The 7,315-nt window shown below is 38.8% G+C and carries 6 protein-coding genes; 5 read left to right on the top strand and 1 reads right to left on the bottom strand.

Features of this window, described 5'->3' with window-relative positions:
• Positions 1-21 precede the first annotated feature (21 nt).
• From hpsL to hpsP, 5 genes are all read left to right on the top strand, one after another.
• Positions 22-1,677, top strand: a complete 1,656-nt coding sequence (gene hpsL / locus H6G86_RS21360) for a hormogonium polysaccharide biosynthesis protein HpsL (protein ID WP_190935981.1) — start codon at positions 22-24, stop codon at positions 1,675-1,677.
• An 11-nt stretch (positions 1,678-1,688) separates the two neighbouring features.
• Entirely contained in the window at positions 1,689-2,846 is a 1,158-nt protein-coding gene (locus tag H6G86_RS21365; RefSeq protein WP_190935982.1) for a glycosyltransferase family 4 protein, read from the top strand.
• 136 nt (positions 2,847-2,982) lie between these two features.
• A complete protein-coding gene (hpsN, locus tag H6G86_RS21370) occupies positions 2,983-3,963 on the top strand; it encodes a hormogonium polysaccharide biosynthesis glycosyltransferase HpsN (RefSeq protein ID WP_190935983.1) in 981 nt (326 codons plus the stop codon).
• A 52-nt stretch (positions 3,964-4,015) separates the two neighbouring features.
• Positions 4,016-5,191, top strand: a complete 1,176-nt coding sequence (hpsO, locus tag H6G86_RS21375) for a hormogonium polysaccharide biosynthesis glycosyltransferase HpsO (RefSeq protein WP_190935984.1) — start codon at positions 4,016-4,018, stop codon at positions 5,189-5,191.
• A gap of 3 nt (positions 5,192-5,194) precedes the next feature.
• Entirely contained in the window at positions 5,195-6,367 is a 1,173-nt protein-coding gene (gene hpsP, locus H6G86_RS21380; RefSeq protein WP_190935985.1) for a hormogonium polysaccharide biosynthesis glycosyltransferase HpsP, read from the top strand.
• Positions 6,368-6,369: 2 nt separating this feature from the next.
• Here hpsP and H6G86_RS21385 read toward each other — a convergent pair whose 3' ends face one another.
• Positions 6,370-7,083 carry a hypothetical protein gene (locus H6G86_RS21385; protein ID WP_190935986.1) on the bottom strand — a complete coding sequence of 238 codons (714 nt, stop codon included), beginning with the start codon at positions 7,081-7,083 and terminating at the stop codon, positions 6,370-6,372.
• Between the last annotated feature and the right edge of the window lie 232 nt (positions 7,084-7,315).

Consider the following 7,315-nt stretch of genomic DNA (forward strand, 5'->3'; position numbering starts at 1 on the left):
CTGATAGGCTACAGCGCTACTATGCCGAAAATAAAGTCAAAATCCAAGACATCTAAAAAATCGAAAAAGCAGACTTCTAAGGAAACTTCTACTCTTAGTCTCAAAGAACAGTTAGCCCAAAAACGCAAAGCAGCCCTAGCACGTAAAGAACTGATTAGTTTACTCACCACCGCCACTTTTGGCGGTTTATTCGTTGGCGTTGTGCTTTTTTTCGTAGGTGGAATTAAAGCAGCAGTCCCCGGTGTTTTAGGGATAATCATCATGTCCCTTTCTTATAAATACCCGCGCCAAGCGCTATATGCCTTCATCATTTACGTACCTGTTGGGGGTACTATCACCTACTATTTAGGCAGTAGTCCCATACTCCAATTAGCTAAAGATGCCTTTTATGTTCCAGCGCTAATTGGACTTTGGCAAACTTGTCGAAAGCAGGGATTACCTTTAATTATTCCCCAAGGCATTAAAATTCCGCTTTATATTGTCTTGGGTTGCAGTGTACTAACACTCTTATTTGTCAATGGTGGACAGCAGTTTAACCCGCCTAGCGTCGGACTGTTAGAAAAAGCAGAGAAAGAAATACCTTTAGGTATGGGAATTTTGGGGCTAAAAGTATTTTTAGGCTATGTCCCTCTAATTGGTTGTGCTTACTATCTAATTCGGGATAAGCGGGATTTTCTCTTTTTATCGCGTCTCCAAATTGTTCTCACACTGGTTTGTTGTGTGTTGGGATGTATCCAATACCTCTTACTACTAACTGGTATATGTCAAGGCACTAGAGGTCTTGAAGGAAATGCCCTATTTGTCACATCACTAGAAGCCCGGTGTTATTTTGGTGGAGCGCTTTTATATAGTCCCGAAGAAGGAGTAATTCGTCTGCCAGGAACATTTGTAGCCCCTTGGCAATGGGCGTGGTTCTTAATTTCCAGCACCTTTTTTACCTTTGCCACTGGCTTCACCGATCCCTCTTTTATTTGGCGGCTAGTCGGTTTAGGTTCTTTAGTGACAGTCTTTATCAATGCTGTAATTTCTGGACAAAGAATCGCCTTAGCCTTAGTACCAATCTGTTTCGGGATTTTGCTATTGCTGACTGGTCAAATTGGCAACCTTAAAAAATTTATCCCCATAGGGATAGGACTGGCTATAGTTTTAGGAATTGTGATGATAAGTAACCCTACCGTCGTCCAAGAGAGAACCGAGAGTTTTACCAGTCGCTGGGACGCTTCACCACCTCAAGATTTTATCGTCCAGCAATTTGAAGAGAATTGGAAAAATGTAGATGGACCTTTGGGAAGTGGCTTAGGTAGAGCAACTAACTCTGCCCGCGCAATGGGTAAAACTAAACTGGTAGAAACTTACTATCCCAAAGTCCTTTTTGAAGTTGGAATTATTGGAGTACTAGCTTTTCTGGGTTTGGTAACAACTTTAACAATTATGGGCTTTAAAACCTATCGTTCCATAAAGAACCGTAATTTCCGCAGTTACGGAGCAGCTTTATGGGTGTTTATATTGTTTATTAGCTACAACACTTACTACTATCCTCTAGATGTTGACCCAGTTGCTGTCTATTATTGGTTTTTTGCGGGAGTTCTTTTTAAACTGCCAGAACTAGAGAAACAAGATAAGGAAGATGCCGACCCTGAGCAAAAAAACAAGAGAAAACGTCTAAAAACAATTTAAATGAAATAAAAATGGCAAAAGTTATCATAGGAGGTCAAAAACACCTCAGCATTCCCAACTTACCTCGAAATTCTCGACATACACTCATCTACCCCAAGCCTTTCCCCGCAGGCAGATATCCTATAGAAAAAATTTGGTATCCTTTAGCCAGTTTTATGGCTTGGCAACCTGTATGGCAAAGATACCAAGCAATTCATTCTTTCAACAGAATTTTATATACAAATAAACCTTGGTTTCTCACCTTTGAGGATCATCGTGTTTTATATAGAAATCCTCAAAATCAAGTTGAGGCAGCAATTTATGAATTATTAAATAATCGATTAGCACTAGACAATTGTCAAAAAATTATTGCAATTTCTGATTATGCAAAGTTGAGATTAATCAAGCGGATAGAAGGTTGGAAAATAGAAGAAAAAGTAAGTAAGAAAGTGGATGTTATTCATCCCAACTTCCCAATAAAAGTTAAGCAATCAAAACTTTATCAAGAACAACAAAATCTCCAGCTTGTATTTATAGGGAATCATATTGCCCGTAAAGGCGGAGTTGTTGCTTTAAGACTAGCCCAGAAAGCTGAAAAACTAGGTTTGCCGATTACTGTACATATAATATCGGGACTGGAACATGGTTCAGGTGTTCCAACTGATTTCCCCGATCGCAGTAAATATGTAGAGGATTTAAAGTTACTGAAATTAAGTAACGTTGTATTCCATAGAAATATTCCTAATGACAAAGTTCTTGAGCTATTGTCGCAAAGCCATTTTCAATTAATGGCAACATTACATGATACTTATGGCTATAGTATCATTGAAGGTTTTTCTGTTGCAACTCCTGTAATTACGACAAATGTATGTGCCTTACCAGAGTTTGTTCGTAATGGTGAAAATGGCTATATTTTAGAGTTACCAATTAATGAAATTAGGCACTGGAGCAATTGGCTACATGGAGAGAAAACTAAAACTGATGAATATTGGGAAATTGTCGATAGCACTTATGACTATTTAGCAGAACAAGCATTGCAACAAATCATGCAATTTCTTGATAGAAGTGATAAACGAGAACATTACGAATTTCTAAGTGCAGGAGCATTAGCTCAAGCGCAACTTGTACATAACTCCGAAAAGCAAAATGAGTTATTTGATAATCTCTATGCGGCTGCGGCGGGAGTATAAATAATTAAAAGCAATCTTAATCAGTTATTCGGTTATTGAATGACTGTAAATTAAGACAAGAGTAGCTTAGTAAAGTTAATGAAAATTAATTTTTATCAGGTTATTATCAAAATAGAAAAATTACTTAATAAAAATCATGAATAATTATCCTTTAATTTCTGTAGTTATCCCGACTTATGGTAGAGAGGAAGCTTTACGAGATAGCATTGTAGATGTCCTGAAACAGGATTATCCCAATTTTGAAGTTTTAGTAGTAGACCAAACCTCAACGCACCAACCAGAAATTCAAGCCTACCTAGAAGAAATGGCAGATGTAGGTAAAATTAAATGGTTGCGATTAGATTGGGCAAGTTTGCCAGGGGCGCGAAATTATGCTGTGCGGCGTTCTTCTGGTGAAATAATATTATTTATTGATGATGATGTTCAGCTAACCCCAGAATTGTTAGCAGCCCATGCTAAAAATTATTTGCAAAATCCAGAAGTGGGGGCTGTCGCCGGTCGGGTGTTTGACAGAATGAAATTAGGTGATTCTGGAGGAGATTTACAGATTGAATATTTGCCTCCCGAAGCTATGGACCCAGGAATTGCTTGGTATCATATTGATTTAGTACATACCACCAAACCTCAGCAAGTGCTGACAGCGAGGGGCTGTAATATGTCATTTCGCCGCGAAATCTTTACTAAGTATGGGCTGAGATTTGATGAGAGGTTTCGCGGTAGTGCAGTGCGCGAAGAGTCAGATTTTTGTTTGCGGGTGCGACAGACGGGATATAAAATTTGGTACGACCCAGAAGCCCATTTGGTGCATTTAGGCGAAGAAACAGGGGGTTGTCATGATATTAGTATGCGATCGCTAAAATATCAACTCACCTTCTACCACAACCATTTCCTACTAGGGCTGAAAAACCTGACTGCGACTCAAGCTTTACGCCTATACGGTCGTTTATTTGACTGTCACGTTCTGGGACGACCACCTTGCCATAAAAGTGGTTCTCCCATCAAAATTGCTACTCGCGGTATTTTCTACATTTTGGGTTTTTTCAAAGCCTTGGGTACTGTCATCCAATCACTATGGAACGATGGTCAAATTTACAGTCGATTGGATAAACAAGTTTAGTTATTAGTCATTTGTCATTGGTTATTAGTCATTAGTGAATAACAAAGAATAGATGAAAATCTTAGTTGCTAGTCACACTTATATCGTAGACCTTAACTGTGAAAAATTACGCGCTTTATCTCAACTAGAACCTGACATTGAAGTGACAGTTGTAGTCCCAAAGCGCTGGAAACCAGGCGGTGTACAAAACAGAATTATTGAAACTGAATACCGCGATGAAGGCAAATTTAGAATAGTTCCAGTTTCTAATTTTAGTCAAAATCATCAGGGACTTCTTACCTTTGGCGCGGATTTGATATCTTTATTAAAACAATTTCGCCCGCAAATCATCCAAGTTGAACAAGGTTCTAGAGCCTTGGCTTATACTCAGATGATTGCTTTAAATCAGCTATTAGGACTAAAAGCAAAAAATGTGTTTTTTACTTGGTGGAATCTTCCTTACCAACTGAAACTACCAATTTCTTTATTAGAAAAATATAACCTCAACCACAGCCACGGCATTATCTCTGGCAATCAAGATGGAGCAGAAGTTTTGCGACAACGGGGATATACAGGAGCAATTAAAGTCATGCCGCAACTGGGCATAGATGAAAGTTTATTTACTCCCAAAGCTCAACCAGACTTAGCAGCGAAGTTGGGTATTGAGAAAGAAGATTTTGTAGTAGGTTTTGTAGGGCGATTTGTGCAAGAGAAGGGTTTATTAACGCTTTTGCAAGCCTTAATTACATTGAAAAATAAACCTTGGAAATTACTACTATTGGGGCGAGGAGAGTTGCAAACTGAATTACTCAGAATCGCAGCAGAAAACAATATTAAAGAACGATTAATTTTAATCGAAAGTGTTCCTCATAACGAGGTTGCAAGTTATATAAATTTAATGAGTACTTTAATATTACCTTCAGAAACAACTTACAAGTTTAAAACCTTAACTTCTGCTGGCTGGAAAGAGCAATTTGGTCATGTGCTAATTGAGGCGATGGCTTGTCAGGTTCCTGTTATGGGTTCTGATTCTGGGGAAATTCCCTATGTAATTGGCGATGCTGGTTTAGTATTTCCTGAAGGTGATGTTCAAGCTCTTGCTAATTGCTTAGTTCAATTAATGGATAAACCCGATTTTGCTCATAATCTTGGCGAAATGGGTTATCAAAAAGCAATGATTCAATATACCAATAAAGCTTTGGCTAAACAGCAATTGGAGTTTTATCAAGAGTTGATCATGAGCAAATAAAAAATGAAAGTATTACAAATTGTTCCCTCAATTTCTCTAATTTACGGTGGCCCGAGTCAAATGGTACTTGGATTAGCTCCGGCGTTAGTAAAAGAGGGAGTGGAAGTTACAATTCTCACAACTGATAGTAATGGCGATAATGGTCAAACACCTCTGGATGTTCCTTTAAATCGCCCAATTAAACAAGATGGCTATGAAATAATTTACTTTCGTTGTGCGCCGTTTCGCCGCTACAAATTTTCTCTAGATTTATTAAACTGGCTAAAACTTCATGCTCACGAGTTTGACATAGCACATATCCATGCTCTATTCTCGCCAATAATTAGCGCTGCTGCTATTGTATGTCGCCAGCAAAAGCTACCTTATATTTTCCGTCCTTTGGGTACTCTCGATCCGGCTGATTTACAGAAGAAAAAGCAATTAAAACAGCTTTATGTTGCAATTATAGAACGTCAAAATTTAGCTAGTGCGGCAGCAATTCATTTTACCAGCGAGCAAGAAGCTAAAATATCAGAAAGATTTGGAGTATCTACACCAGATTTGGTGATTCCCTTGGGTGTGATTCCCCGTCAATCTTCTATTAAAAATGTATGTAGTCAGTTAGAAATACCAAAAGATGTGCCTTTAGTGCTGTTCATGTCACGAATTGACCCAAAAAAAGGGTTAAATTTGTTGATTCCGGCGCTAGAGAAGCTGTTAGCGGTTGGTTATAAGTTTCATTTTGTCTTAGCTGGGACAAATCCACAAGATCCAGATTACGAAAAAAAGATAATATCCCAAATTCAAAATTCACCACTGCGATCGCACACTACAATTACAGGCTTTGTCACTGGTGAACTCAAAGTTAGTTTACTACAAGCGGCTGATTTATTTGTCTTACCTTCCTACTACGAAAATTTTGGGATTGCTGTAGCTGAAGCGATGGTTGCAGGTGTACCCGTAGTCATTTCTGACCAAGTGCATATTTGTCAACAAATACGTGATAGTGAGTCGGGTTGGGTGGGCGCAACAGATATTCAAGCACTCGTAGAGTTACTGCAAGAGGCTTTGGAAAATCCCGCAGAACGCCAACGCCGGGGATTAAACGCCCAAAAATACGCCTTGGAAAATTTTAGCTGGGATGCGATCGCAAGGCAAACAATCCAAGCCTACCAAAAAATTCTGGCAACCAAATGAATTTAACCCAACGCAGACAACAGCAGTTTTTGCCAAATAGGTGCGAGAATTGCTTTGACAACGATATCCGCAATCACAAAACCAATCCCAATTAACATATAAGTTTTCGGAAAGGGAGACTTCGGAACTTCGCCTCTGATGCGAGTTATTAGATTTAATCCTAATGCAGCTAAAGCTACCCCAGTGGCGATAAACCCGATTATCCGCAACAATGACCAAGGATACCACCCTAAAATAGCTGCTAACCAAGGTTTAGCACTAACTTTTACTAGTTCTGCAACATAAAAATTCATGTAGTTCAGCATCCAAGTGCCGAATATCAATGCCACGCTACTAATAGTGGCAACGCAGAGAATACAAAAAATCCCGTAGTGCAATAAATGGTTTGGTAAAAATAAGTTGAGTGAACCTTCCATACCTTCTCCCGTGCGAATCCAGTGAAACATCTCTGTAGTGTATGACTGTCCACGAAGGATGACTTTTGCTGCTGTTTCTGGTGCGATCGCAGTTGCTACAATTACGGCAATACTCTGCAACACTCCCCACAATAACATCCACCAAAAAGCACTTTTATATTGTTGACGACGTATTTGTAACAAGAAAATGGGATAGGGAACAGCAGTACCTAAAATCGGCATCAACCAAGGAACTCCAAAAACAAAACTTGCAGTTGTGCTGAGGATAACACCAATCACTAAAAAGATTACTATCATCATAAGTAATTCAAAATTCAAAAATAATAAACATATTTGTAGTCTTTCTTCTGACTATTTGCTTTATAACAATTGAATTTGTAATAAACCTCATCTATGTTGAAACCAAGAGTTTTTTAAAAGATATATTTATGTAGCGACTGTCTTAAAAGTCAAGCGATCGTGAACAAAAAACCGGGACTGTGAACATTGACGCAACAGGGGAACGCTGCGCTAGATTCGGTGGTGGCTGGTA

This window comes from Nostoc sp. FACHB-133 (assembly GCF_014698055.1).
GTDB lineage: Bacteria > Cyanobacteriota > Cyanobacteriia > Cyanobacteriales > Nostocaceae > Nostoc.